Origin of the sequence: Herbiconiux sp. SALV-R1, from assembly GCF_013113715.1 — a bacterium.
Lineage (GTDB): Bacteria > Actinomycetota > Actinomycetes > Actinomycetales > Microbacteriaceae > Herbiconiux.
The window spans coordinates 1,846,533-1,869,832 of sequence record NZ_CP053344.1 but is presented as its reverse complement, the minus strand read 5'-3'; the positions used below and the strand labels follow the sequence as shown (position 1 = coordinate 1,869,832).

Genomic DNA, 23,300 nt, shown 5'->3' with positions numbered 1-23,300 from the left:
AGCGCCCCCTCCTGCACCGGGAGGGGGCGCTTCGCGCTCTCTCGGCGGGCCGGTGCCTACGGCAGGGCGTACAGGTCGTCACCCACGGCGACGACCAGCCCGTCGGCGAGCAGGCCGTCGAGGGCGCGGCCGAGGCGCGCCGCCTCGGGCAGCACGGCGCTGAGGCGGGCGTGCGGAACTGCACCGTCGGCGGCGCGCAGCTCGCGCAGCACCATGCCGCGCGCCTGCCGGTCGGAGCCCTCGTACTTCTTCTGCACCGGTCGCCGCGCCACCTCCGTCTCGGGGTACCCGGCAGTCCGCCACGCGCACACCTCGGCCAGCGGGCAGCGCTCGCACCTGGGGGACCGGGCGGTGCACAGCAGCGCCCCGAGCTCCATCATCCCCGCGTTGAACCGCGCCGCGTCGTCGTCGGAGGCGGGCAGCAGCGCGCTCATCGCGGGCAGGTCGCGCTTGGCGTTGGGGGCGGGCGCATCCGGGAGCCCGTCGACGGCGCGCGCGATCACCCGGCGGATGTTCGTGTCGACGACCGGATGGCGCGAGCCGAACGCGAAGACGGCGACCGCACGCGCCGTGTAGTCGCCGACGCCCGGCAGGCCGAGCAGTGCCTCGACGTCGTCGGGAACGGCGTTGTCGTAGCGCTCGGCGATCGCCACCGCGCAGGCGTGGAGCCGCAGTGCGCGACGCGGGTAGCCGAGCGACTGCCAGGCGCGCACCGCCTCGCCCGGGGGCTCGGCCGCGAGATCGGCGGGGGTGGGCCAGCGCCGCAGCCACTCCTCGAGGCGCGGAATGACCCGCACCACGGGTGTCTGCTGCAGCATGAACTCGCTCACCAGCGTTCCCCAGGGCGGGAAGCCGGGGCGCCGCCACGGCAGGTCGCGGGCGTGCACCGCGAACCACTCGACCACGAGGCGCGCGAACTCCTCGCGCGGTGGGGCGGATGCGGGCATCCTTCCACTGTAGGCGGCGGCGAGCCGCGGCCCGCACGGTCGTACACTCGGAGCATGGTGCAGCCACCGACCCCGGAGTCCGAGTTCGCCGACGCCCTCGTGGGCGAGATCAGGCACAACTACCGACGCGGGCGGGTGATCGTCGGCGTCGACGGCGTCGAGGGCACGGCCCGCTTCGCCGACGCCCTCGCCGAGGCGTTCCGGCGCGACGGCGTCGACACCTTCCGGGCCTCGCTCGACGACTTCCAGCGGCCCAGGGTCGAGCGCGAGCTGCGCGGCGCCGACTCGGCGGCCGGGTACTACTTCGACCGCTACGACGACTCCACCCTGAAGCGCGTGCTCATCGAGCCGTTCCGCCTCGGCGGCAGCGCCGGGTTCCAGACCGCGGCGTTCGACGCCGAGCGCGACACGGCCCGCGAGTCGCGTTGGCTCACGGCCCCTGCCGACGCGGTGCTCGTGCTCGACGGCCCGTTCCTGCAGCGACCGGGGCTGCGCGGCCAGCTGAACTTCACGGCCTACCTCGAGACCCGCGGGTTCGGCCTCCCCGAGGTGGTCGCGGGGGCCGACGAGCTCTACCAGGCCGAGGCCGGGCCGCGCTTCGGCGCGAGCGCGATCGTCGACGTGAACGACCCCGAGCGGCCGCGCCGGAGCTTCGCCGACTCCTGTTAGCGTTGCAGGCGTGAAAAACGCGACGAGCACGGCAAGCGGCATCCTGCTCGTCGACAAGAGCGGCGGCATGACGAGCCACGACGTGGTCGCGCGCACGCGGCGCCTCGCCGGCACCCGCAAGGTGGGGCACGCCGGAACGCTCGACCCGATGGCCACCGGCCTCCTCATCCTGGGCGTCAACAGCTCGACGCGCCTGCTCACCTACGTGGTCGGCCTCGACAAGGAGTACCGCGCGACCGTGCGGCTCGGCGTCGCGACCACCACCGACGACGCCGAGGGCGAGGCGCTCGGCGAGCCCGCGGGCACCGAGCTCCTCGCCGGGCTGACGGATGCGCGCCTCGCCGCCGCCTTCGCCGACCAGACCGGAGAGGTCGAGCAGGTTCCGAGCTCCGTGAGCGCCATCAAGGTCGACGGCAAGCGGGCCTACGCCCGCGTGCGCTCGGGGGAGGAGGTCGTGCTCGCCGCGCGATCGGTCACCATCTCCGAGATCGAGCTGCTCGGCGCCCCCCGGCGCGTCGTGGCCGACGACGGTGCGCCGGCCGCCGGCGCCGAGGTCGTCGACGTCGACGTGCGGGTCGTGTGCTCCTCCGGCACCTACATCCGCGCCATCGCGCGCGACGTCGGCGCAGCCCTCGGCGTGGGAGGTCACCTCACGGCACTGCGCCGCACGCGCATCGGGCCGTTCTCCGTCGACCAGGCGAGCTCGCTCGACCAGCTCGGCTCCGTCGTGGACTCGGGCGCATCCGTGCCGCTCATGGCCGCTGCGGCAGCCGCCGAGACGCTGTTCCCGGTCTGGCGGCTCGACGAGGCACAGGCCGTCGCGCTCGGTCACGGGCAGCGCGTCGAGGCCCCCACCGAGCTGCGCGACGCCGCCCGGGCGGGAGCACCCGTCGCGGCGATCACCCCGGGTGGCGCCCTGCTGGGGCTCGTCGAGGTGAGGGGCGGAGCGGCGAAGAGCGTCGTGAACTTCCCGCCCGACGAACGCGAGGTCTCGGCATGATCGAGTGGTTCAGCTACACCCAGGTCGCGGTCGCCGTCGTGGCCGGGCTCCTCTGCGTCGTCCTCGGTCTCGCCGGCAAGGTGCCGAACGACCTCACCATGGGCGCCACCGCGCTCGTCGAGGTGCTGCTCGTGGTGCAACTGGTCGTCGCGCTGGTCGCACCCGCGTTCGGCAACACACCGACGGGCGACCCGCTCGAGTTCTGGGTGTACCTCGTCTCGGCGGTGCTGCTGCCGCTCGCCGGCGGATTCTGGGCGCTCATCGACCGCACCCGCTGGAGCACCGTCGTGCTGGGGGCGGTCTGCCTCGCCGTCGCCGTGATGGTGTACCGCATGAACGTCATCTGGTTCGTGCAGCTGGCCTGAGCCGGTGCCATAAACTCGTACTGCCATGACCAACGACACCCTCGCACCACCCGCGCCCAGAACCCGTGCCCGCGGCGTGGGCCGGGTGCTCATCGTCGTCTACGCCATCCTCGCCCTCGGGGCGACCGGGCGCTCGGTGGTGGAGATCATCGGCAAGTTCGACCAAGCGCCCTTCGCCTACACGCTCTCGGCGGTCGCCGCCGTCGTGTACATCGTCGCGACGGTCGCGCTCATCGCGCCCGGGCCCGTCTGGTACCGCGTCGCCTGGGTGACCATCACCTTCGAGCTCGTCGGCGTGCTCACCGTCGGCACCCTGAGCCTGTTCCTGCCCGAGCTGTTCGCCAAGGCCTCGGTGTGGTCGTGGTACGGCATGGGGTACCTGTTCATCCCGCTCGTGCTCCCCGTGCTCGGCATGCTCTGGCTGCGGCGCACGCGATGAAGACCTACTTCGACCTGCCCTCCGTCCCCGCGCCGCTCGGCCCGTCGGCCGTCACCATCGGCAAGTTCGACGGCGTGCACATCGGCCACCAGGCCGTCATCGGCGAGCTCATCGAGGTCGCCCGTGACCGCGGGCTGGAGTCGATCGTCATCACCTTCGACCGGCATCCGCTCGCCCAGCTCGACCCGCAGGCCCGGCCCGACGTGCTGGTGAGCAACCAGCAGCGGCTCGAGCTGCTCGACGCGACCGGTGTCGACACCACGCTCTTCCTCAGCTTCGACGCCGCGTTCGCGTCGATGAGCCCGCGCGAGTTCGTCGAGCGCGTGCTGGTGCAGGTGTGCGGGGCGTCGGTGGTGATGGTGGGAGACGACTTCCGCTTCGGCGTCGACGGCAGCGGTGACGTCGACACCCTGCGCGAGCTGGGCGCCGAGTTCGGCTTCGACGTCGACCTCATCCCCGAGGTGAAGCCGGGCGACACCCGCAAGGTGTCGTCGAGTTGGATCAGACAGCTGCTCGCCGAGGGCGACGTCGCCCGGGCGGGCGAGTTCCTCGGCCGCGCGCCCGCCGTGCGCGGCGAAGTGGTGCACGGCGCCAAGCGCGGACGCGAGTTGGGCTTCCCCACCGCGAACCTCTCGCCGGAGTCTGAGGGCATGATCCCGGCCGACGGCGTCTACGCCGGCTGGCTCACCGACGGCGTCGAGCGCTACCCGGCCGCCGTGTCGGTGGGCAGCAACCCCACCTTCGACGGGGTGCCGCCGAAGCAGGTCGAGGCGTTCGTGCTCGACGAAGACCTCGACCTCTACGGTCACGTCGTCGAGGTGGCGTTCGTGGCGCGCATCCGGGGCATGGTGAAGTACACCGGCATCGACCCGCTGATCGACCAGATGAACCGCGACGTCGAGGGCGTGCGCGCCATCCTCCGTGCCGCAGACTGAGGTGCCGCGGGCCGACCGCCCCGGGCCGCTCTGGCGCGGCCGGGCGCTCGCCCTGTTCACGATCGTGTTCGTGGCGCTCAACCTGCGCACGGCGGTCGGGGCGCTCTCGCCCATCTTCGAGCAGATCGACGACGACATCGCGCTCGGCAGCATCGGCATCGGGTTCCTCGGGCTGCTCCCGCCCGTCTGCTTCGGCGTGGTGGGCCTCGTCGCCCCCTTCCTGCAGCGCCGCTTCGGTCTCCAGCCCACCGTCATCGGAGCGATGGTGGTGCTGCTCGCCGGTCACCTGGTGCGGGCGAGCTCGGGCGACTACCTCGTGCTCGTCGTGGGGAGCACGCTCGCCTTCGCCGGTATGGGCGTGGCGAACATCCTGCTGCCGCCCCTCGTGCGCCGCTACTTCCCCGACCGCATCGGTCTCCTCACCTCGGTCTACGCCACCGTCATGGCCATCGGCGCGACCGTGCCGCCGCTCATCGCCGTACCGGTCGCCGAGGCGGCGGGCTGGCGCACCTCGGTGGCGCTGTGGGCGGTGTTCGCGGTGCTGGCCCTGGCCCCGCTCATCTCACTCACGGTGTCGGAACGGATGCGCGCATCCGGTGCACGGTCGGGCACCACCACCGCCGGCACACCCGGCACGGCCGACGCACCCGGCACGCCTTCGGCGCGCACGGGCGCACCCGGCGGGGTCGCGACACCCCGCGCCTCGGTGGGCGAGACCTCATCGGCCGCACCGCGCCCGGCCGCCGCGCCCCGCGCATCCGACGGCCCCTCCGCCACCTTCGGCAGGATGGTGCGCTCGCCCATCGCCTGGTCGCTCATGCTCACCTTCGCCATCACCTCGATGAACGCGTACGCGATGTTCGCCTGGCTGCCCGAGATCCTCACGCAGGTCGCCGGCGTCGACCAGGCCACCGCGGGCCTGCTGCTCTCGCTGTTCTCGGTGATGGGCCTGCCCGCCTCGCTCTTCGTGCCCGTGCTCGCCACCCGGCTCGGCTCGGTGGGGTCGCTGCTCACCGCCGGGGTGCTGTTCTACCTGGCCGGCTACGGCGGACTGCTCCTCCTGCCGGGCGGCCCGCTCTGGCTCTGGGTGGCGTTCATCGGGCTCGGGCCGTTGCTGTTCCCGCTCTGCCTCGTGCTCATCAACCTGCGCACCCGCACCCCGCAGGGCACCGTCGCGCTGAGCTCCTTCGTGCAGAGCTTCGGCTACGTGCTCGGCGCGCTCGGCCCCCTTCTGCTCGGAGTGCTGCACGACCTCACCGGCGGCTGGACCGCCGCGCTGCTCGTGCTCATCGGCAGTGCACTCGCCCTGTGGATAGCCGGTGCAGTGGTCGCTAAACCGCGGATGCTCGAAGACCAGTGGCACAATTGACGGGTGCGCCGTGAGGCGCCCCTGCGGCCGAGGTGCCGCGAACGACGAGACAGACACGGAGGCGTCGTGACCATCGACAGAGCGGTCAACCCCGCACAACGCGCGCTCGAGGTGCTCGGTGACGATCTCACCGAGTCGACCCTCAAGCGCTACCTGGAGGGCATCCCCGGCGTCGACGCCGTGGGCCTCGAACAGCGGGCGGCCGGCCTCGGCACCCGCTCCATCAAGACCACCTCGAAGGCGTGGGCGCTCGACCGCATCATCGAGCTCATCGACCTCACCACGCTCGAGGGCGCCGACACGCCCGGCAAGGTGCGGTCGCTCGTGGCGAAGGCGCTGGTTCCGGATGCTTCAGACCCCACCACCCCGCGGGTGGCGGCCGTCTGCGTCTACGGCGACATGGTGCCCTACGCCGTCGAAGCGCTGGGTTCGGCGCACGCCGCGGGCACCGACCAGGGCATCAACGTCGCCGCCGTAGCGACCGCCTTCCCCTCGGGTCGCGCGTCTCTCGCCGTCAAGCTCGCCGACACCGCCGACGCCGTGGCGGCGGGGGCCGACGAGATCGACATGGTCATCGATCGCGGCGCGTTCCTGGCGGGCCGCTACGGCGAGGTGTTCGACCAGATCGTCGCCGTGAAGGAGGCCTGTCAGCGGGCCGACGGCTCGTTCGCGCACCTCAAGGTCATCCTCGAGACCGGGGAGCTCAACACCTACGACAACGTGCGCCGCGCATCCTGGCTCTCCATCCTGGCCGGGGGCGACTTCATCAAGACCTCCACCGGCAAGGTGGCCCCCGCGGCCACCCTCCCGGTGACGCTGCTCATGCTCGAGGTCGTGCGCGACTGGCACCGGCTCACCGGCGAGAAGATCGGGGTGAAGCCGGCCGGCGGCATCCGCTCGTCGAAAGATGCGATCAAGTACCTCGTCACCGTGGCCGAGACCGTGGGGGAGGAGTGGCTCGTGCCGCACCTGTTCCGCTTCGGGGCCTCGAGCCTCTTGAACGACGTGCTGCTGCAGCGGCAGAAGCTGCGCACGGGGCACTACTCCGGCGCCGACTACGTGACGATCGACTAGGAGCACGCCCATGTCATTCCTCGAATACGCGCCGGCCCCCGAGTCGACGGCGATCCTCAACCTGAAGCCCGAGTACGGGCACTTCATCGGAGGCGACTTCACCGCGGGGTCGGGCGAGACCTTCGCCACCATCTCGCCGGCCACCGAAAAGGTCATCGCCCGCATCGCCGCGGGTGACGCCGGTGACGTCGACCGCGCCGTCGCCGCGGCCCGCAAGGCCTACGACAAGACCTGGTCGAAGCTCTCCGGCCGCGACCGCGGCAAGTACCTCTTCCGCATCGCGCGCCTGGTGCAGGAGCGCGCCCGCGAGCTCGCCGTCGCCGAGTCGCTCGACAACGGCAAGCCCATCAAGGAGAGCCGCGACGTCGACGTCCCCCTCGTCGCCGCCTGGTTCTTCTACTACGCCGGCTGGGCCGACAAGCTCGATCACGCCGGCCTCGGCCCGAACCCGCGCTCGCTCGGTGTGGCGGCCCAGGTCATCCCGTGGAACTTCCCGCTGCTCATGCTCGCGTGGAAGATCGCGCCCGCCCTGGCCGCCGGCAACACCGTCGTGCTGAAGCCCGCCGAGACGACGCCGCTCACGGCGCTGCTGTTCGCCGAGATCCTGCAGCAGGCCGACCTGCCCGCCGGTGTGGTGAACATCGTCACCGGTGCGGGGGAGACCGGCCGGGCGCTCGTCAACCACCCCGACGTGAACAAGGTGGCGTTCACCGGCTCGACCGCCGTCGGTCGCGAGATCGCGCGCTCCACCGCGGGCACCGGCAAGAAGCTCACCCTCGAGCTCGGCGGCAAGGCGGCCAACATCGTCTTCGACGACGCCCCCATCGACCAGGCTGTCGAGGGCATCGTCAACGGCATCTTCTTCAACCAGGGGCACGTGTGCTGCGCCGGATCGCGGCTGCTCGTGCAGGAGTCGATCCACGACGACGTCGTCGAGCGCCTCAAGACCCGCCTCTCGACGCTGCGCGTGGGCGACCCGCTCGACAAGAACACCGACGTCGGGGCGATCAACAGCGCGGAGCAGCTGGCGCGCATCCGGGAGCTCTCCGAGATCGGCGAGGCCGAGGGCGCCGAGCGCTGGAGCCCCGCGTGCGAGCTGCCCGAGAACGGGTTCTGGTTCGCGCCCACCATCTTCACCAACGTGTCGACCTCGCACCGCATCGCGCGCGAGGAGATCTTCGGCCCGGTGCTGTCGGTGCTCACCTTCCGCACGCCCGCCGAGGCCATCGCCAAGGCGAACAACACGCCCTACGGCCTGTCGGCCGGCATCTGGAGCGACAAGGGGTCGCGCATCCTCGCCGTCGCCGACAAGCTGCGCGCGGGCGTCGTCTGGGCCAACACCTTCAACCGCTTCGACCCGGCGTCGCCCTTCGGCGGCTACAAGGAGTCGGGCTACGGGCGCGAGGGCGGGCGTCACGGCCTCGCCGCGTACCTCAAGCCCGCCGGGCTCACCGCCGACCGCACGGGAGGGCTCGCATGAGCGCGCACATCAGCATTCCGAAGACCTACAAGCTGTTCGTGAACGGGGCGTTCCCGCGCAGCGAGTCGGGTCGCGTGTACGAGGTCGTGACGGCGAAGGGCGCGTTCCTCGCGAATGCGGCCCAGGCGTCGCGGAAGGATGCGCGCGACGCCATCGTCGCCGCCCGCGCCGCCGTCTCGGGTTGGGCCGGCGCCACCGCCTACAACCGCGGGCAGGTGCTGTACCGGGTGGCCGAGGTGCTCGAGGGCCGGCGCGCACAGTTCGAAGACGAGATCGTGAAGCAGGAGGGTGTGTCGGGCGGGGCCGCCCGCGCGCAGGTCGACGAGGCCATCGACCGCTGGGTCTGGTACGCCGGCTGGGCCGACAAGTTCGCGCAGGTGGCGGGCAACGCCAACCCGGTCGCGGGGCCCTACTTCAACATCTCGGTGCCGGAGCCCACGGGTGTGGTCGCGATGATCGCCCCGCAGGACTCTGCGCTGCTCGGGCTCGTCAGCGTGATCGCGCCGGCCCTGGTGTCGGGGAACGCCGTGGTCGTGGTGGCCAGCCAGAAGCATCCGCTCTCGGCCATCACGCTCGCCGAGGTGCTCGCCACGAGCGACTTCCCGAAGGGCGTCGTGAACGTGCTCACCGGCTCGCCGGCCGAGATCGCCCCGTGGCTCGCCACCCACGCCGACGTCAACGCGCTCGACCTCACCGGCGCCGCCGACCTCGACTGGATCGACCTCGAGATCGCCGCCGCCGAGACCCTCAAGCGCGTGCTCCCGCCCGAGCAGGGCCCCGACGCCGCCACCCCCACCCTCGACCGCATCACCGCCTTCACCGAAACCAAGACCGTCTGGCACACCAAGAGCCTCCTGTAAGCCCCCCGGCCCCTCCAGCCGCTCGACAGAGCACGAAGTGCCCCCTCCCCGCACGTGAGGGGGCATTTCGCGCCCTCTCGGCGGGGCGGGGCTACTCGGGGGCGACGACCTCGAGGGGGTGCCGAGAGAGCGCACAGTGCCCCCTCCCCGCACGTGAGGGGGCACTTCGCGCCCTCTCGGCGGGCGGGGCTACTCGGGGTCGACGACCTCGAGGGGGTGCCGAGAGAGCGCACAGTGCCCCCTCCCCGCACGTGAGGGGGCACTTCGCGCTCTTTCGGCGGGGGCAGGGCTACTCGGGGGCGACGACCTCGAAGGGGCGGGCGGGGGAGGCGCAGCTCGAGGTGCCGGTGTCGTCGCAGGGGACGGATGTCCAGTTGGCGATGTCGACGTAGGCCTGGCCGGGCGGGAGGTCGGCCGGGAGGTCAAGCGTCAGTTCAAAGGCGCCGTCGAAGGGTTGCGTGGTGGTGCGGGTGAGCACGGGGTCGCCGCCCTCGAGGGTGACGACGATTTCCCAGCCGCCGTCGGGCACGTCGACCTCGCAGGGGTCGGGCGCGGTGACGGTGATGGAGTCGCCCGCCACCGCCGGGGAGGGCGCGACCTCGAGCACGGGAAGGCACGCGCTCCGGCTGCCGGGGAGGAACGAGCATCCGCTCAGCCCCGCTATGAAGGCCACCGTCACGGCAAGCCCCGCCCCGCGCATCCGCCCCATGTCGCAACGGTACCCGTCCCCTCGCGCGTTCTTGCGGACAAAGTCCGTCGGAAGGTGGTTTCGGTCGGACTTTGTCCGCAAGAAACGTGGGGGAAGCTCGGGGTGGGGGACGATGCGGGAGGCGCCCGGCAGGGATAGCGTCGAGGGGGTGAGTGACGTGCGCAAGGCCCTTGTCACCGGGGCCACGGGATACATCGGTGGGCGGCTGGTGCCGAGACTGCTCGACGCGGGGTTCCAGGTGCGGGTGCTGGTGAGAAACCCCGACAAGCTGCGCGACGTGCCGTGGGCCGACCGGGTGGAGGTCGCTCAGGGCGACCTCGGCGACCCCGAGTCGCTGCGCGCCGCCACCGAGGGCGTCGACGTGCTCTACTACCTCGTGCACTCCATGGGCGGCAAGGGCGACTTCGAGCAGATCGAACGTGAGTCGGCCCAGAACGTGGCGGATGCGGCGGCAGCGGCCGGCGTGAAGCGCATCGTCTACCTCGGCGGCCTGCACCCCCAGCAGGGCGAGCTCTCGCCGCACCTCAGGTCGCGGGTCGAAGTGGGCCGCATCCTGCTCGACTCGGGCGTGCCGACGGCGGCGCTGCAGGCGGGCGTGGTGATCGGCTCGGGGTCGACCTCGTTCGAGATGATCCGCCACCTCACCGAGGTGCTCCCGTACATGCCGGCGCCCAAGTGGGTGCGCAACCACATCCAGCCCATCGCCGTGCGCGACGTGCTGCACTACCTCATCGGCTCCGCCGAGCTGCCCGACGACGTCAACCGCACCTTCGACATCGGCGGCCCCGACGTGCTCCGCTACGGCCAGATGATGAACGGCTACGCCCTCGAGGCCGGCCTCAAGCAGCGCCCCATCGCGGCGCTGCCCGTGCTCACGCCGTGGCTCGCCTCGCAGTGGGTGAACCTCGTCACGCCCATCCCACGTGCCCTCGCCATGCCGATCATCGCCTCGCTGCAGTTCGACTGCGTGACGCACGAGCACGACATCCGCGACTACGTGCCCGACCCCGAGGGCGGCCTCACGCCCTACCGGCGCGCGGTACGCCTCGCGCTCGGCAAGATGAAGGCCGGCGAGGTCGAGACCAGCTGGCAGGACGGCTTCGTCGAGGGCGCCGCCAGCGACCCCCTGCCGAGCGACCCCGACTGGGCCGGTCACACCGTGTACCTCGACATCAAGCAGCGCAAGACGGATGCTCCTGCCGAGGCCCTCTGGACGGTGATCGAGGGCATCGGCGGCCAGAACGGCTGGTACTCCTTCCCGCTCGCCTGGGCGGTGCGCGGCTGGATGGACAAGCTCGTCGGCGGCGTCGGCCTCCGCCGCGGCCGGCGCAGCGCGACGCGCCTCAACACCGGCGACGCCCTCGACTTCTGGCGGGTGGAGCAGATCGACCGGGGCTCGTTCCTGCGCCTGCGCGCCGAGATGCGGGTGCCGGGCCGCGCCTGGCTCGAGATGCGCGCCACGCCGGCGCCGGGCGGTGGCTCGGTCTACGACCAGCGCGCCATCTTCTTCCCCCGCGGCCTCGGCGGGCGGCTGTACTGGTTCGCGATCCTGCCGTTCCACGGCGTGATCTTCAACGGCATGGCCAACCGCATCACCGAGACCGCACTGGCCTCCGGCGAGCCCGCCCCTAGACTTGACAGCGAAGAATCCGGGAGGACCTCATGACCGAGAAACGATCGACGACCGTGTTCATCGGAGACAGCCTCACCGAGGGCGGTTCCTGGCAGGAGTGGTTCCCCGACATCGAGGCGGTCAACCTCGGCGTCGGCGGCGACACCACGGAGGGGCTCATCGAGCGCCTCGGCGAGGTGGCGGAGCACGAGCCCGACACCGTGGTGCTGCTCATCGGCACCAACGACGTGGCCAACCGCCGCGCCGTGGAGCAGGTCGTGCGCAACATCGAGACCATTCTGGTGAACCTCAGGCAAGACCTGCCGGATGCGCGCATCCTGGTGCAGTCGGTGCTGCCGCGCGGGCGGGAGTACGCCGAGTTCGTCAAGGAGATCAACCGGCACGTCTGGCAGTTCGCCGCCACCGTGAAGGCACACTACCTCGACCTGTGGCCCGTGATGGCCGAGGAGGACGGCGAGCTCAACCCCGCCTACACCGAAGACCGGCTGCACCTGAACGCGGCGGGATACGAGGCGTGGCTCTCCGAGCTGGAGCCCGCCCTCGAGCGGGTGCAGGGGCTCCCGCCGTCGAGCCGGCCGATCAGGCTGCCCGAGCTGGGTGAGCTGAAGGGCTGAGGCGCGGCGCGCAGCGGAACGCGTGAGGCTCAAAGCCGCCGCAGCAGGCCGTCGAAGAACCGGATGCCCGTGAACCAGGTCTCCACGCGCATCCGCTCGTTCTTCGCGTGCAGCGTCGAGCGCTCCTCGCCCGACATCTCGAACGGGCTGAACCGGTAGACCGACCGGCTCACGGGGGAGAACTGGCGCGAATCGGTCGCGCCCGTCTGCACGTACGGGGTGACGATGGCGTCGGGGTAGCTCGACTCGATCGCCGCCTTGAGCAGCTCCCAGCGCGGCCCGTTCATGCGCGAGACACGCGCGGGCTCGCCGCTCGACAGCACGCCGATCACCACGGCGGGGTCGTCGACGATGCGGGCGAGCCGCGCCTTCGTCGCCTTTACCGACGAGCCGATGGCGATGCGCACGTTCACCGTCGCCTGCACCCGCTCGGGCAGGGCGTTGGCGGCGAGCCCGCCCGAGAGCTGGGTGACCGCGGTGGTCGTGCGCACCATCGCCGCGGTCTCGACGCCCAGCCGCCCGAACACGGCGACGAGCAGCGGGCGGAATAGCCGCGCCCGCACGAACACGAAGCGCAGCGGGTTGCGCGCGTGAGCACCCACCGTGCGGATCATCGTCTCCGTCACGCTGTTCAGCCGCGCCGGGAACGGATGCGCGTTGATGCGCACGATCGCCCGCGCGAGCCGGTCGCTCGCGGTCACCCGCGGGGGAGTCGAGGCGTGCCCGCCGCTCTGCTCGACGGTGAGCGTGAAGCTCGTCGTGCCCTTCTCGCTCACGCCCACGACCGCGATCGGGCGCTCGACGGTGGGGATGACACCCTCGACCACCGCGCCGCCCTCGTCGAGCACCAGCCCGATCTCGACACCGCGCTCGCGCAGCAGGCGCGCCGCGGTCTCGGCGCCGGTACCGAGCGTCTCCTCGTCGTGCCCGAACAGCAGGTACACGTCGTGCGCGGGGGTGAAGCCCGCGGCGACGGACCGCTCCACCGCCTCGAGGATGCTCACCACCGAGCCCTTGTCGTCGAGCGTTCCGCGCCCCCAGAGCAGCCGCTCGGCGCCGACGCCCGTGAGCTCGGCGGAGAACGGCGGATGCTTCCACCCCTCGTCGGTCGCCGCGACCACGTCGTAGTGGGCCATGAGCACGGAGGCCGCGCCCTCGTCGAGGCCACGCCAGCGGTAGAGGAGGGTGTGGCCCGCGACCAGTTCGCGTTCGAGGGCGGCGTGCAGGGCGGGGTAGAGCTGTTCGACGGTCGCCGCGAAGCGCTGGAAGTGCTCCCACTCGACCTCGTCGACCTCGAGCCTCGAGATGGTGGGGATGCGCAGCAGCGTGCGGAACCGCTCGAGCGCTGCGTGCTCGTCGAGCTCGGCGCTGGGGCGGCGTGCGCTCGCGCCCCGGCCCTCGGGCTGCGGCGTCGACGGGGGAGTCGCGCTCATCGCGCGGCCCCGGCCTGCGTCGCTGCCGCGGGCGGGCGAGCGCCCAGCCGCGTCACCGCCCTCGACGACGCCGTCACGCCCGCTTCGGCCGCTGCACGCAGCTCACTCTCGTCGAGGGCGCGCCCTGCGAGGCGGCGTGTGCCGTCGCCGAGCAGGGTGCTCACGAAGGCGGCGCCGAAGGCGTCTCCCGCACCGGTCGTGTCGACGGGGTCGACGAGGATCGCCGGCACCTCGGCCCGCGCACCCGAGCGGGCAGCCGCGAGCACGCCGTGGCGACCCTGGGTGAGGGCGACGATCTCGTAGCGGTCGAGCAGTGCTGCGACGATCCGCTCCGGCTCCTCCTCGCCCGTGAGCACCCGCCCCTCGTCGAGGTTCGGCAGCACCACGGTGGCCCCGGCGGTCGCCTCGAGCAGGGCGTCGACGCCGTGGTCGAGGAGGAACCCCGCCGAGCCGGGATTGACCGAGACGGATGCGCGTGCCGCACCCGCGCATCCGATCAGTGACGCGAACTCGCCCACCTCGCGGTCGAGCGCCGCCTGGTCGGCCCCGTTGAAGAGGGTGTACCCGGTGAGGTGCAGGTGGGCACCCTCGACGACGAGGGCGCGATCGACCTGGGCGGCCGACGTGACCGCGTTCGCGCCGCGCTCGGTGAGCATCGTGCGGGTGCGTTCGTCTTGCAGGATGACGACGATGGTGCCGGTGGGCAGCTCCGACGGCGCGAGCTCGGCGGTCACGCCGGCTTCGGCGAGGGCTGCAGCGTGCCGGGGCACGTCGACGCGGTTGACCGTGCCGAAGAAGTGCACCGGATGGCCCGACGCCGCGAACCACGCCGCGGCATTGGCCGCCGAGCCGCCGTCGCGCCGCTCGATGCTCGCCGTGGTGTCGGTGTCGGGCCGCACCTCGCCGAGCGGGGTGACGATGAGGTCGTCGAAGACGTCGCCCACGACGACGATCGGAGCGGCGGAGGCGGCGGGCATGGCGCTCTCCGTCTCAGTCGGCCGAGTCGTCGGAGGCGTCGGAGACGAGTGAGCTCCACGCGATGGCGATCTCGCCGGCCAGCCGCACGTTGTTGCGCGCGATGTCGAGGTTCACCTCGAGGCTCTTGCCGCCCGAGGCCTCGACGATGTAGCCGAGCAGGAAGGGGGTGACCGCCTTGCCCGTCACCCCCGCTTCGTCGGCGGCGGCGAACGCGGTGGCGAGCACGCGATCGTGCTCGGCCGGATCCCATTGCAGCTCGACGGGCAGCGGGTTCGCCACGACGATTCCCTGGCCGTGGCCCAGCTCGTCCTGGCTGCGCATCACGCGGGCGATCTCGGGGGCGTCGTCCACGCTCCAGTCGATGGTGTACCCCGAGCCGCTCAGCCAGAAGCTCGGGAAGTCGGTGGTGCGGTAGCCCACCACGGGAACGCTGAGGGTCTCGAGACGCTCGAGGGTGGCTGGGATGTCGAGCACCGACTTCACACCGGCCGACACCACCGTGACGCCCGAGAGCGCAAGGGCGCTGAGGTCGGCCGACTCGTCGAACGACTCCGAGGCGCCGCGGTGCACGCCGCCGAGACCGCCGGTGGCGAATACGCGCACGCCGGCGCGCCCGGCGAGGTAGGCGGTGGCGGCGACGGTGGTCGCGCCGCTCGCGCCCTTGGCGGCGAGGATAGGCAGGTCGCGCACGCTGGCCTTCGCCATCTCCTCGCCGGCGATGCGGCGCACGCCCTCGGCGTCGAGACCGATGCGCGGCACGCCGTCGAGCACGGCGATCGTGGCCGGGGTCACGCCCGCCGAACGGAGGATCTCCTCGAACTCCTGCGCCGCCTCGAGGTTGCGCGGCCTCGGCAGCCCGTGGGAGATGATCGTCGACTCCAGCGCCACCACGGGGCGACCGGAGTCGAGGGCCTCGGCGACCTCGGCCGAGACGTGGAAGGGCCGGGAGGCTCGCGACACGCTGCGCACCCCGCTCAGTGGAGGCGGGCTTTGAGCGCGGCCACGGGGTCGGAGGCGTTCAGCACACCCGGCCCGAAACGGAGCATCGTGATGGTGTGCGACACCGGCCCCGCGCCCGCGCTGAGGCGCGTCGCGACGGTCGCCCGCTCCCAGATGAGGATGGCCTCCTGAGCCAGCTGCACGGTGAGCCCGAGCGGCTGCGTGTTGCCGGAGCGCACGTCGGGAAGGGAGTAGCCGCCGAGGCCGGCGAGGGTGGAGTAGACCTCCGAGACATCCTTCTGCGGCAGGGGCACGGCACCCTGGCCGGCGAACACCGTGACGAACAACCGGGCCGCCAGCTCTTCGGGGTCGGCGGTCCAGAGGCCCTCCGGGCCGGAGAACACGGAACCGGACGACGGCGTCGAGAATGTCATGAAATCAGACTAGCCATCGACGCGTAGGATTGGCGAGACATGAGCTCTCGACAGACCCAGCCGGCCTTCACCCGCCCCGCCCTCGCGCCAGGTCTCCTCGGAGCGATCGCCATGGTGGCCTTCGTCGCCGTGATCGACACCGACTGGTTCACCATCGCGCGATATGTGGTGAGCATCCTCGCCCTCATCATGTGCGTGTTCGCCGGTCAGGCCAAGCAGTGGTGGTGGATTCCGCCGCTCCTGGCCGTCGCCGTGCTCTGGAACCCGGTGTTCCCGCTCGACCTGCCGCTCGTGGCCTGGCAGATCTGTCACCTTGTCGGAGCCATCGTGTTCGTGGCGAGTGGACTCCTCATCAAGGTGCATCGCGTAGACTAGGCGTCGCCGCGGGTCAACCCGCTCTTCGCGCCGACCGTGACCCCCGTCACGTTGCTCAGGTGCCCAGGCTCCCGTGGTGTTCCGCAGACTCCCCAGGAGAACGATGTCAAGGTCCGGCAACCGCCGAACGCGAACCGCAGACAACACCGGTCTGATCCCCATCCTCGCCCGCAAGGTGCGCGAGGTCGAAGCCGCCGCGCAGCGAGGCAAGGTGGCGCCCTCGAACCGCACCAAGTTCCTCGTCGTGGCCCTCCTCATGCGCGAGGAGCGCGCCTCAATCAAGGCGGATGCGTCGCTCGGCGACGGCGAACGCGCCGAGCAGCTGAAACGGCTCGACGGCATCGCCTCCATCCTCGCCCGCACGGCGGCGCGCGACACCTCGCTCATCGCCCTGCTCGAGAACGACGCCGCGGTCTCGCCCGCCGCGAAGAAGCTGCGCCGCGAGTACCTCGAAGACGCCGGCTACGACGTTCCCGACGAGGAGCCCGACGTGCCGGCGCCCGCCGCCACCGTCGTGCCGCCCGAGCTGGCCGAGCGCCAGGTGGTGCCCACCTCGGTGAAGTCGCGTCAGCTCGCCAACCCGTTCATGGCGCCCGACCTCACGCCGGCGAAGCCGCACGGCGTGGGCAGGCTCTCCAACTGGGAGCTGCTCGGGCCGCTCTACCGCGCGTTCGAGTACGGTGCCGGCGGCAACGCGGCGAGCATGGAGCTGCCGCCCGCCCCCACCATCGACCGGCTCTCGCCCGCCGGGCGCGAGCTCATGGTGCACCAGTCGCGCTTCCTGCAGAGCGTGCAGGCGGGCCACCGCACCTTCCTCCTCGCCGACGAGCCCGGTCTCGGCAAGACGGCGCAGTCGCTGCTTGCCGCATCCGTCGCCGACGCCTACCCGCTGCTGGCCGTGGTGCCGAACGTGGTGAAGATGAACTGGGCCCGCGAGGTCGAGATCTGGACGCCGCACCGCCGCGCCACCGTGGTGCACGGCGACGGCGAGAACCTCGACGCCTTCGCCGACGTCGTGGTGGTGAACTACGAGGTGCTCGACCGGCACCTGTCGTGGCTCGGCACCATGGGCTTCCGCGGCATGGTGGTCGACGAGGCGCACTTCATCAAGAACATGACCTCGCTGCGCTCGCGCAACGTGCTGGCGCTGGCCGACCGCATCCGTCGTACCGCGCCCGGCGGGAACCCGCTCATGATGGCGCTCACCGGAACGCCGCTCATCAACGACGTCGACGACTTCAGGGCGATCTGGCAGTTCCTCGGCTGGATCGACGGCCAGAAGCCGACGCCCGTGCTCATGGAGCGGCTCGAGGAGGTCGGGCTCACGCCCGCCGACACCGGGTTCTTCGCCGAGGCGCGCGAGGCCGTGATCGACATGGGCATCGTGCGGCGGCGCAAGATCGACGTGGCCGCCGACCTGCCGGCGAAGCGCATCGTCGACCTGCCGGTGGAGCTCGACGACGAGATGGGCAAGTCGATCCGCGAGGCGGAGCGCGAGCTCGGTGCTCGGCTGGTCACGCGCTACCGGCGGCTGGTTGCTGCCCGGGCGGCGTCGCGCGGCGACGAGCCCGACGAGCTGCCCGACGACGACCTCATGCGGCTCGTCGCCCGGCAGGAGCTCGATGACACCAAGACCACCGAAGACGGCCTCAACGTGTTCACCATGGTGCGGCGCATCGGTACGGCCAAGGCCGGCCTCGCCGCCGACTACGCGGCCCAGCTCGCGCGCTCGGTGGGCAAGGTGGTGTTCTTCGCCAAGCACATCGACGTGATGAACCAGGCCGAGGAGCTGTTCGCGAAACGCGAGCTCAAGACGGTGTCGATCCGCGGCGACCAGTCGGCGCTGCTGCGCCAGCGCGAGATCGACGCGTTCAACAGCGACCCCGAGGTCTCGGTGGCGGTGTGCTCGCTCACCGCGGCCGGAGTGGGCGTGAACCTGCAGGCGGCGTCGAACGTGGTGCTCGCCGAGCTGTCGTGGACCGCGGCCGAGCAGACTCAGGCCATCGACCGCGTGCACCGCATCGGTCAGGAGGAGCCGGTCACCGCGTGGCGCATCGTCGCGGCGCAGACCATCGACACCCGCATCGCCGAGCTCATCGACTCCAAGCAGGGCCTCGCCGCCCGCGCCCTCGACGGCTCCGACGTCGACGTCACCTCCTCCGACAGCGTGCAACTCGACGCCCTCGTCTCCCTCCTCCGCTCCGCCCTCGAGCGCTGACCCTGCCCGTCACGGCATCCGCCTCCGCGACCGCTCTCAGTCGAACAGGCGAAGCATCGCCCCGATGACCGAGCCGGCGGCCCGGGCGAGGGCGGCGATCGTGGAGATCGCGTCCATGATGGTGACCAGGGCGTCGACGGTCGTGCCGAGGGCGATGAGGCCGTCGGAGGACTGGAGGTCGGCGAGCTGGGCTAGCTCTCGGCGCCAGGCGCGCTCCTCGCCGAGGACGTTGGCGTAGGGGAGCAGCTTCTCGGTGAGCACGAGACGGTCGGCGTAGTCGCGGAGTGCGGTGTCGGGCCCCTGGAGCATCCGCAGGCGGTCGCGCTCGGCGAACTTCAGGTAGTCGCGGAGTCCGGAGAGTTGCTGCCGCAGCTCGTTCCCCGTCGCCGTGAATCGCTGGATCGGAGGTGGGGTGACCGCGATCACCCAGATGAGCGCTGCAAGCACCACGGGCACGAGCACGGTGATCGGCCAGAGGCCGTCGACGAGAGCGACGAGGCCGAGCACCACTCCGACGCCTAGTGCTGCGAGGAACGCGAGGGCGAGCAGCACGAGATGGATTCCGACCGGCCGCCCCTTCGTCAGGCCGCGCCGCCCCAGCAGCTGACGCCTCTCCTCGACGAGGAGTGCGAGCGCCCGCGCGCGTGCCACCGGGAACGACGCCGGGCCGGTGAGGAACGCCACGTCGCGGTTGTCGTCGGAGACGCCGAGCCGGGTGAGCGCCCGCTGACGCCGACGGCGCTGCCCGCCTGTGGTGTCGGGGCCGACGAGCGCCGCGAACAGGCTCGACTCCCACTCGCTGAAGGGCGCTGCAGGAACACGCTGGATCGCCACCGGCCCCGACGAGTCGCGCGATGAGAGCACCCGCACCCGGCCGCGCACCGCGAGATCGATCACGCCGGCGGCCAGCACCCGACGATCGGCCCGCGCCGCGATCGCGTGGTCGATCAGCTCACCCGGCGGCGGACCGAACTCGACGACCGGCGACGGCGGCAGGCGACGGGCGATGCGCGCGGCGACCCACGCCGTGACCAGCAGCACGATCGCGGCCAGCCCGCCGCCGACCGCCAGGACGAGGTACAGGCTCGCGTCGATCACAGCGAGCTCCGCCGACCTCCGCCCATGGTCAGTCGGCGAGGCCCAGGACGTCGAGGATCCAGGCGGATTCGTAGGAGACCTCACGCCAGCGTTCGTAGCGGCCGGAGACGCCGCCGTGGCCGGCGGACATCTCGGTCTTGAGGAGCACGGGGGCGTCGACCTCGCGGAGGCGGGCCGTCCACTTGGCGGGCTCGACGTAGAGCACGCGGGTGTCGTTGAGGCTCGTGACGGCGAGGATGCGCGGGTAGCGTTGCTCGGTCACGTTCTCGTAGGGCGAGTACTCCTTCATGTAGAAGTACACCTCGGGGTCGTGCAGCGGGTCGCCCCACTCGTCCCACTCGATCACCGTGAGCGGCAGCTCGGGGTCGAGGATGGAGGTGAGCGCGTCGACGAAAGGCACCTGCGCCAGCACCCCGGCGAACAGCTCGGGCGCCAGGTTCGCGACGGCACCCATGAGCAGCCCGCCGGCGCTCCCGCCCTGCGCCACGAGCCGCTCGGGCGAGGTCACTCCCGAGGCGACGAGGTGCGAGGCGCACGCCACGAAGTCGGTGAAGGTGTTCTTCTTGGTGAGCGTCTTGCCCTCCTCGTACCACTGCCGCCCCATTTCGCCGCCGCCGCGCACGTGCGCGATGGCGAACACGACGCCGCGGTCGAGCAGCGACAGCCTCGAGATCGAGAACGACGGGTCGATCGACGCCTCGTACGAGCCGTAGCCGTACAGCACCAGGGGAGCGGGAGCGCCGGAGTCGAACACGCCCCGCGCCGCCACGAGCGAGATCGGCACCCGCGTGCCGTCGGCGGCGGTTGCCCAGTCGCGACGCTGCTCGTAGCGCGCCGGGTCGTAGCCGCCGAGCACCGGCGCCTGCTTGAGCAGCGTCGAGGTGCCCGAGGCGATGTCGTAGTCGAACACCGACGACGGCGTGACGAACGACCCGAAGCCGTAGCGGATGGTGGGCTGCTGCCACTCGGGGTTGCCCGAGGTGCCCACCGAGAACAGCGGCTCCCCGAACTCCAGCTCGGCGAAGGGCGCGTTCTCGAGCGACGTGACGTCGGCGCCGAGCTGCAGCACCGACACCCGCGTGAGTCCGTCGCGCCGGGAGTCGAGGGTGAGGTGGTTGGCGAAGGCGTCGACGTCTTCGAGCCGCACGGCGGGGTCGTGCGCCCGCACCACCTCCCAGCGGGAACGGTCGAGTGGCGCATCCGGAGCCACCGAGATGAGCTCGAAGTTCAGCGCACCGTCGTTGTGCAGGATGAGCAGCCGGTCTTCGCCGCCCACGACCGCGTGCTCGACGCTGTACTCGACGCCCTCGCGGCGGGGCCACACGACCTCGAAGCTCGCGTCGGCCTCGGTGGTGTCGAGCAGGTGCACCTCGCTCGTGATCTTCGACCCCAGGGCGATCTCGAGGTACCGCTTGCTGCGGGTGAGGCCGATGCCCACCCAGTAGCGGTCGTCGGGCTCGGTGAACACCTTCTCGTCGTCGGCGGCGTCGGTGCCGAGCCGGTGCCGCCAGATGGTGTCGGGCCGCCAGGCGTCGTCGACCGTGGGGTAGAACACCGACTCCCCGTCGCCCGAGAACACGGCACCCGGGAAGGTGTTGCCCACCTCGTCGGGTAGGTTCTCGCCGGTGCGGAGGTCACGGATGCGCAAGGTGTAGCGCTCGTCGCCCACGACGTCGACGGCGTAGGCGAGCAGGTTCCCGTCGGGGCTCACGTCGAAGGAGCCGAGCGAGAAGAAGTCGTGGCCCTCGGCCTCGACGTTGTCGTCGAGCACGATCTGCTCCCCGGGCACGGGCTCGCCGGCGACGAGCTTCGGCGGGGTCCAGTCGCCCGGCCCGGCCACGGCTGCGCGGCAGTGCACCCCGTACTGCGAGCCCTCGATCGTGCGGGTGTAGTACCAGTGGTCGCCGTCGCGCACCGGCACCGAGAGGTCGGTCTCGAGGGTGCGCGACTTGATCTCGTCGAACAGCTTCCCGCGGAGCGCGTCGAGGTGCGCCGTCTGCTCCTCGGTGTAGGCGTTCTCGGCCTCGAGGTAGGCGATCACCTCCGGGTCGTCCTTGTCGCGCAGCCACTCGAAGGCGTCGATCACGACGTCTCCGTGGTGCACGCGTTCGGTCGGGACTCGCGGGGCGCGGGGAGGAACGGATGCCATGGCTCCAGCGTACGGCCCGCCCGAGTTGACCTCGGCAGAGGCGGATGCGATTATCGACACGCGCCATCCTCCGGCTACCGCGAACAGACGAACTCGGAGTGAACATCCGGTGGCTGCACACCCGCGCGACAGTCTGGAGCAGCCCCCTGGTGGATATCACCGTCATCGTCGTGCTGGTGATCGCCCTCGCCCTGTTCTTCGACTTCACCAACGGCTTCCACGACACCGCCAACGCCATGGCCACGCCCATCGCGACGGGCGCGCTGAAGCCGAAGGTCGCGGTCGCCCTGGCCGCCGTGCTCAACCTCGTCGGCGCGTTCCTCAGCACCGAGGTGGCCAAGACCATCTCGGGCGGCCTCATCAAGGAGGGCGACGGGGGAGTGCAGATCCTCCCCGAGATGATCTTCGCCGGCCTCATCGGCGCCATCGTCTGGAACCTCGTGACCTGGCTGTTCGGCCTGCCCTCGAGCTCCTCGCACGCCCTGTTCGGCGGCCTCATCGGCGCCGCCATCGTGGGAGCGGGCTTCGGCGTGGTCGACTACTCCGTGCTGCTCAGCAAGGTGGTGCTGCCCGCGCTGGTGGCCCCGGTCGTCGCCGGTGTCGTGGCCTTCGTCGCCACCCGTCTGGCCTACGCCATCACGAACATGCCGAGCTCGAGCGCCCAGTCGGGGGTGCGCGGCCGCTTCCGCTACGGCCAGATCTTCTCCTCGTCGCTCGTCGCGCTCGCCCACGGCACCAACGACGCGCAGAAGACGATGGGCGTCATCACCCTCACCCTCATCTCGGCGGGGCTGCTGCCCGCCGGCAGCGGACCCGACCTGTGGATCATCGTCACCTGCGCGTTCGCCATCGCCTTCGGCACCTACATGGGCGGCTGGCGCATCATCCGCACCCTCGGCTCCGGTCTCACCGAGGTCAAGCCCGCCCAGGGCTTCGCCGCCGAGACCAGCACCGCCGCCACCATCCTCGCCTCCAGCCACCTCGGCTTCGCGCTCTCCACCACCCAGGTCGCCTCCGGCTCCGTCATCGGCTCCGGCCTCGGCCGCAAGGGCTCCTCGGTGCGCTGGCGCACGGCCGGCCGCATCGGCCTCGGCTGGGTCGTCACCCTGCCCGCCTCCGCCCTGGTGGGCGCCCTCGCCGCCTTCGTGGCGACCTTCGGCACGGTGGGCATCATCATCGACCTGGTGGTGGGTCTCGCCATCATCGGCACCATCTTCCTGCTGTCGCGGCGCAACCGCGTCGACTCCGGCAACGCCATCAGCGAGGTCGACGCCGCCACCATCGCCGTGCGCAGTCCCAAGGCGACCCGCCGCAAGAGGAAGGCCGAACGATGATCGACTGGGGCGCCTTCCTGGTGGTCGCCGCCGCATCCCTGGTGGCCACGGCGGCCGTGGTGAGCCTGTACTCCTTCGGGCTGCGATTCCGCTTCCTCACCCGCACCGATTCCACCACCGGCGAGAGCTCCCGCCCCGCCTGGGCCACCGCGCTGTCGTACCTCTGCTTCGCCCTGAGCGGATGCGCGGTGCTGTTCGGCATCTACCTGATCGTCCCCTTCTTCCACGGCTGATGCGCTACCGCCGCC

Annotated in this window: 23 protein-coding genes; 15 read left to right on the top strand and 8 right to left on the bottom strand. The window is 71.5% G+C overall.

Annotated features, from left to right (window positions below; all coding sequences use genetic code 11):
- Window positions 1–56: 56 nt before the first annotated feature.
- Entirely contained in the window at window positions 57–947 is an 891-nt protein-coding gene (locus tag HL652_RS09010) for an A/G-specific adenine glycosylase (RefSeq protein WP_171705024.1), read from the bottom strand.
- Window positions 948–1,001: 54 nt separating this feature from the next.
- Here HL652_RS09010 and HL652_RS09005 point away from each other — a divergent pair, with 54 nt between their 5' ends.
- From HL652_RS09005 to HL652_RS08965, 9 genes are all read left to right on the top strand, one after another.
- Window positions 1,002–1,616 carry a nucleoside/nucleotide kinase family protein gene (locus HL652_RS09005; protein ID WP_171705023.1) on the top strand — a complete coding sequence of 205 codons (615 nt, stop codon included), beginning with the start codon at window positions 1,002–1,004 and terminating at the stop codon, window positions 1,614–1,616.
- 67 nt (window positions 1,617–1,683) lie between these two features.
- On the top strand, window positions 1,684–2,616 hold the full coding sequence (truB, locus tag HL652_RS09000; protein WP_216604085.1) for a tRNA pseudouridine(55) synthase TruB: 933 nt from the start codon (window positions 1,684–1,686) through the stop codon (window positions 2,614–2,616).
- A complete protein-coding gene (locus tag HL652_RS08995) occupies window positions 2,613–2,981 on the top strand; it encodes a hypothetical protein (RefSeq protein WP_171705021.1) in 369 nt (122 codons plus the stop codon). Before truB ends, HL652_RS08995 begins: the two co-directional genes overlap by 4 nt.
- 25 nt (window positions 2,982–3,006) lie before the next feature.
- Window positions 3,007–3,420, top strand: coding sequence for a hypothetical protein (locus HL652_RS08990; RefSeq protein WP_171705020.1), 414 nt, complete (start codon window positions 3,007–3,009; stop codon window positions 3,418–3,420).
- Window positions 3,417–4,355, top strand: coding sequence for a bifunctional riboflavin kinase/FAD synthetase (locus HL652_RS08985; RefSeq protein WP_171705019.1), 939 nt, complete (start codon window positions 3,417–3,419; stop codon window positions 4,353–4,355). The genes HL652_RS08990 and HL652_RS08985 overlap by 4 nt, the downstream gene beginning before the upstream one ends.
- Window positions 4,342–5,724 (top strand): MFS transporter, encoded by a 1,383-nt coding sequence (locus tag HL652_RS08980; protein WP_253743735.1) that lies wholly within the window; start codon window positions 4,342–4,344, stop codon window positions 5,722–5,724. Before HL652_RS08985 ends, HL652_RS08980 begins: the two co-directional genes overlap by 14 nt.
- A gap of 66 nt (window positions 5,725–5,790) precedes the next feature.
- Complete coding sequence (deoC, locus tag HL652_RS08975) at window positions 5,791–6,798, top strand: deoxyribose-phosphate aldolase (RefSeq protein ID WP_171705018.1); 1,008 nt, start codon at window positions 5,791–5,793, stop codon at window positions 6,796–6,798.
- 10 nt (window positions 6,799–6,808) lie between these two features.
- Window positions 6,809–8,278, top strand: coding sequence for an aldehyde dehydrogenase family protein (locus HL652_RS08970; RefSeq protein ID WP_171705017.1), 1,470 nt, complete (start codon window positions 6,809–6,811; stop codon window positions 8,276–8,278).
- Complete coding sequence (locus tag HL652_RS08965; protein WP_171705016.1) at window positions 8,275–9,138, top strand: aldehyde dehydrogenase family protein; 864 nt, start codon at window positions 8,275–8,277, stop codon at window positions 9,136–9,138. Before HL652_RS08970 ends, HL652_RS08965 begins: the two co-directional genes overlap by 4 nt.
- A 289-nt stretch (window positions 9,139–9,427) precedes the next feature.
- On the opposite strand, the gene HL652_RS08960 is transcribed toward HL652_RS08965, so the two are convergent.
- Entirely contained in the window at window positions 9,428–9,847 is a 420-nt protein-coding gene (locus HL652_RS08960) for a hypothetical protein (RefSeq protein ID WP_171705015.1), read from the bottom strand.
- A 112-nt stretch (window positions 9,848–9,959) separates the two neighbouring features.
- Between HL652_RS08960 and HL652_RS08955 the strand changes: the two genes are divergently transcribed.
- Window positions 9,960–11,513 carry an SDR family oxidoreductase gene (locus tag HL652_RS08955; protein WP_171705014.1) on the top strand — a complete coding sequence of 518 codons (1,554 nt, stop codon included), beginning with the start codon at window positions 9,960–9,962 and terminating at the stop codon, window positions 11,511–11,513.
- Complete coding sequence (locus tag HL652_RS08950; RefSeq protein ID WP_171705013.1) at window positions 11,510–12,094, top strand: SGNH/GDSL hydrolase family protein; 585 nt, start codon at window positions 11,510–11,512, stop codon at window positions 12,092–12,094. The genes HL652_RS08955 and HL652_RS08950 overlap by 4 nt, the downstream gene beginning before the upstream one ends.
- A 29-nt stretch (window positions 12,095–12,123) precedes the next feature.
- Here the strand turns inward: HL652_RS08950 and HL652_RS08945 are convergent, their stop codons facing one another.
- Genes HL652_RS08945 through HL652_RS08930 form a run of 4 tightly spaced genes read right to left on the bottom strand, consistent with a single transcriptional unit; the run spans window position 12,124 to window position 15,878 of the window.
- Complete coding sequence (locus tag HL652_RS08945; RefSeq protein WP_171705012.1) at window positions 12,124–13,527, bottom strand: M20/M25/M40 family metallo-hydrolase; 1,404 nt, start codon at window positions 13,525–13,527, stop codon at window positions 12,124–12,126.
- Entirely contained in the window at window positions 13,524–14,504 is a 981-nt protein-coding gene (locus HL652_RS08940) for a carbohydrate kinase family protein (protein WP_171705011.1), read from the bottom strand. The genes HL652_RS08945 and HL652_RS08940 overlap by 4 nt, the downstream gene beginning before the upstream one ends.
- Window positions 14,505–14,517: 13 nt before the next feature.
- A complete protein-coding gene (locus HL652_RS08935; RefSeq protein ID WP_171705010.1) occupies window positions 14,518–15,465 on the bottom strand; it encodes a pseudouridine-5'-phosphate glycosidase in 948 nt (315 codons plus the stop codon).
- 14 nt (window positions 15,466–15,479) lie between these two features.
- Window positions 15,480–15,878, bottom strand: coding sequence for a hypothetical protein (locus tag HL652_RS08930; protein ID WP_171705009.1), 399 nt, complete (start codon window positions 15,876–15,878; stop codon window positions 15,480–15,482).
- A 39-nt stretch (window positions 15,879–15,917) separates the two neighbouring features.
- Between HL652_RS08930 and HL652_RS08925 the strand changes: the two genes are divergently transcribed.
- Window positions 15,918–16,253: a DUF6804 family protein gene (locus tag HL652_RS08925; RefSeq protein ID WP_171705008.1), complete on the top strand. Its 336-nt coding sequence runs from the start codon at window positions 15,918–15,920 to the stop codon at window positions 16,251–16,253.
- A 103-nt stretch (window positions 16,254–16,356) separates the two neighbouring features.
- Window positions 16,357–18,471 carry a DEAD/DEAH box helicase gene (locus HL652_RS08920; RefSeq protein ID WP_171705007.1) on the top strand — a complete coding sequence of 705 codons (2,115 nt, stop codon included), beginning with the start codon at window positions 16,357–16,359 and terminating at the stop codon, window positions 18,469–18,471.
- A gap of 36 nt (window positions 18,472–18,507) precedes the next feature.
- Here HL652_RS08920 and HL652_RS08915 read toward each other — a convergent pair whose 3' ends face one another.
- Together HL652_RS08915 and HL652_RS08910 are read right to left on the bottom strand one after the other, a co-directional pair.
- Entirely contained in the window at window positions 18,508–19,569 is a 1,062-nt protein-coding gene (locus HL652_RS08915) for a DUF2207 family protein (protein WP_171705006.1), read from the bottom strand.
- Between the two features lie 28 nt (window positions 19,570–19,597).
- Entirely contained in the window at window positions 19,598–21,718 is a 2,121-nt protein-coding gene (locus HL652_RS08910) for a S9 family peptidase (RefSeq protein ID WP_171705005.1), read from the bottom strand.
- Window positions 21,719–21,867: 149 nt separating this feature from the next.
- Here HL652_RS08910 and HL652_RS08905 point away from each other — a divergent pair, with 149 nt between their 5' ends.
- On the top strand, window positions 21,868–23,052 hold the full coding sequence (locus HL652_RS08905; protein WP_305848744.1) for an inorganic phosphate transporter: 1,185 nt from the start codon (window positions 21,868–21,870) through the stop codon (window positions 23,050–23,052).
- On the top strand, window positions 23,049–23,285 hold the full coding sequence (locus tag HL652_RS08900; protein WP_171705004.1) for a hypothetical protein: 237 nt from the start codon (window positions 23,049–23,051) through the stop codon (window positions 23,283–23,285). Before HL652_RS08905 ends, HL652_RS08900 begins: the two co-directional genes overlap by 4 nt.
- The last annotated feature ends 15 nt before the right edge of the window (window positions 23,286–23,300 follow it).